Source organism: Paenibacillus sp. CMM36 (assembly GCF_053570945.1).
Window position 1 is genome coordinate 1 of record NZ_JBSEDY010000045.1, and the last position, 3,355, is coordinate 3,355.

Here is a 3,355-nt window from a genome sequence, read left to right on the forward strand (position 1 = left end):
ACTTATCCGGAGAACCGCATCCGTTATATGCTGGACGATTCAGGTACGGAACTGCTGTTAACGCAGCAGCATTTGGTTGGAAAAGTGGAATTTAGGGGCAAGGTACTGCTGCTGGATGCAGAAATGGGTGAAGGCAGTGCGGGTGCAAGTACGGCTGAGGCAAAAGGAAAAGCCATATCTGCATATCACAGGGATGGTTCGAATTTGGAAGCCACATCCGGTCCTCATAACCTAGCGTATGTAATCTATACGTCTGGAACGACAGGCCAGCCTAAGGGAGTCATGCTTGAGCATCATGGTCTCTGCAATCTGCATACGTACTTCAGGGAGACGTTGAGGATCAGCGGCTCGGATCGTGTCGTATCGTTTGCCAGTTATTCCTTTGATGCTTCGATCTGGGAAATGCTTCAGGCGCTCTTCAACGGGGCCACTTTATGCATCCCGACATCAGAAACCATTCTCAACTATGACAAGTTTGAGCAGTATATGGCGGATCATCGAATTACAATTACGATATTGCCGCCGACCTATGCTGTATACTTGAATCCGGAACGAATGCCGGATCTGCGCATCCTGTTTACAGGCGGTTCGGCTGCCTCATCAGAATTGTTATCCAAATGGAAGGATCATGTGACATACTACAATGCCTACGGTCCTACGGAAAATTCCATAACAACGTCTATTTGGCTTGCACCGGAAGGTCCCGAAGCAGGAGTGTCTATTTCAATCGGACGCCCTGTACCGAATCACCGCGTGTATATGGTCGATGTACATGGGCAGCTTGCACCAGCAGGAATCCCAGGCGAACTGTGTGTATCCGGTCCAGGATTGGCGCGCGGTTACCTGCACCGCCCGGAATTAACGGCTGAACAATTTGTGGCTAATCCGTTTGTAGATGGGGAAGCAGGCTATGAGTGCATGTATCGGACAGGCGACCTGGCAAGATGGATGCCGGACGGCAACATTGAGTACCTGGGCAGGATCGACCAGCAGGTCAAAATTCGCGGTTACCGGATTGAACTGGGCGAAGTTGAGGCGGCTATGCTGAAGGCAGATCGCATGCAAGAGGTCATCGTACTGGCACATGCAAACAGCCAAAACCAACACGAACTGGTTGCCTATTATGTGGCAGAACGGGAAGTGACGGGGAGTGAGCTTCGCAAGCTGCTGAGTGAAGAACTCCCGAATTATATGGTTCCCTCGTACTTTGTTCAGATGCAGCAAATGCCGCTCACACCCAACGGTAAAATTGACCGTAAGGCATTGCCGGCACCGGAGCAGATTTCCCGCTCCACGCAGGAATATAGGGCTCCGCGGACAGCAGCGGAGCAGGCGCTGGCCCATGTGTGGGAGGCTGTGCTGGGCGGCGGTCCGGTCGGATTGACGGATCAATTTTTTGATCGGGGCGGGGACTCGATCAAGGCGATTCAGGTATCCTCACGCTTGCTGCAGGCAGGATACAAGCTGGATATCAAAGACTTGTTTAAGTACCCTGAGGTTGCTGAGCTAGCTACGCACCTGCGTGTGTCGGATACCCAATTAGCTGATCAGGAAGAGGTTAGCGGAGCTGTGCTGCTGACGCCGATTCAGCAGTGGTTTGTGGAGCAAGGACAGCCTGTGCCGGACCACTTTAATCAGGCAGTTATGCTTCAGCGGGAGCAAGGATTCGAGGAAGAGTCGCTACGCCAGGCATTGACGCAGTTGGTGGTGCACCATGATGCGTTGCGGATGGTGTTCCGCCAGACGGATCAAGGCTGGAAAGCGTGGAACCGCGGAGTGAAGGAAGGGAAGCTGTATGATCTAGAAGTGGTCGAGTTCAAAGACGTGCCAATCGGTCCCACATTGGGTCAAGCTATAGAAGCCAGTGCCAACACTATTCAGAGTAGCATCCGACTGGATGAAGGACCTTTGCTGAAAGTGGGTCTGTTCCACTGCGCTGATGGGGACCATCTGCTACTGGCTATTCATCATATGGTGGTAGATGGCGTATCGTGGCGGGTACTGTTGGAAGATTTGTCGAATGCCTATGAGCAGGCTGTACGTGGAGAAGTCATACAGCTCCCGGCCAAAACAGACTCCTTCCGGGTGTGGTCGGAGCGGTTGTCAGCCTATGCCGACAGCCCTGAGATGGAAAGTGAGCACGCATACTGGAAGCAAGTGAACGAATCGGCGGCATACGATTCGTCCCAACTTCCAGTGTCCCAAGAGCATAGCGATAGGTTTATGCAGCAAGACATGGGTATCGTAAATGTGAGGCTTACGAAGGAAGAGACTGACCAATTACTGAAGCAAGCCCACCGCGCGTACAACACAGAAGTGAATGATCTGTTGTTGACGGGACTCGGCAAGACGTTAAGCGCTTGGACTGGCAATGAAAAGGTAGCGATTCTTCTCGAAGGCCATGGCCGGGAAGAAATCCTAAAGGATACAGATATATCACGGACGATTGGCTGGTTTACGAGTCAATACCCGGTACTGCTGCGGATAAACCGGGAAGATGATATCTCCGGGCACATCAAACGGATGAAGGAGATGCTGCGAAGCATTCCACGTAAAGGAATTGGGTATGGCATCTGGAGATATCTCAGCCAGAATGGACCGTCCGGGGCAACATATGCCGAGCCACAGATAAGCTTTAATTATTTGGGCGAATTTGATCAGACACTGCAGCATAGCGGCATGCATTTTTCTCCATATTCCAGCGGAGCCAGTACTCATGAACTGACCCAAATGTCCTGTGTTATGGACGTGGGAGGACTCGTTACAGATGGCATGCTGGAATTAAGTATTCAATACAACATTAAGGCACTCCAACAAAATGCTGCTGAGCAACTAGCAGAGCAATTCAAGCAGAACGTGCTGGAAGTAGTTCAGCATTGTGCATCTCGGGAGCAATCCGAATTGACGCCAAGTGATGTGCTGCTTTCAGACTTAAGCCTTGAAGAACTGAACCGGATGGTGGAGCAGATTCAGTCTGACGAAGAGCTTGAGAATATGTACCCCATGACGCCGATGCAAAAAGGCATGCTGTTTCACAACATGCTGGATTTCCAATCGAGCGCCTATGTGGAGCAGTCCACCTTTGAACTAAAGGGAACGCTGGATCTCACTGCATTCGCTGCCAGTCTGGACTTGCTGGTAAAGCGTCATTCAGCACTGCGGACCAACTTCCGGAGCGATTTGCAGGACCAGCCGTTGCAAGTGGTGTACCGGAATAAACGCGGAGAACTGTACGTAGAGGATATACGTGAGAAGGAGAAGTCGGCGCAAGAGCAGTATATCGAGGAGTTCACGCGTGGAGATCAGCGGAGGGGCTTTGATCTGGCCAAGGATGCACTGATGCGTGTATCTATCT

The 3,355-nt window shown here is 51.5% G+C and carries 1 protein-coding gene; it reads left to right on the top strand.

Going from position 1 to position 3,355, the window contains the following annotated elements:
• On the top strand, nt 1–3,355 hold a 3,355-nt coding region (locus tag ACWA2B_RS27755), incomplete at both ends, for an amino acid adenylation domain-containing protein (protein ID WP_449292861.1).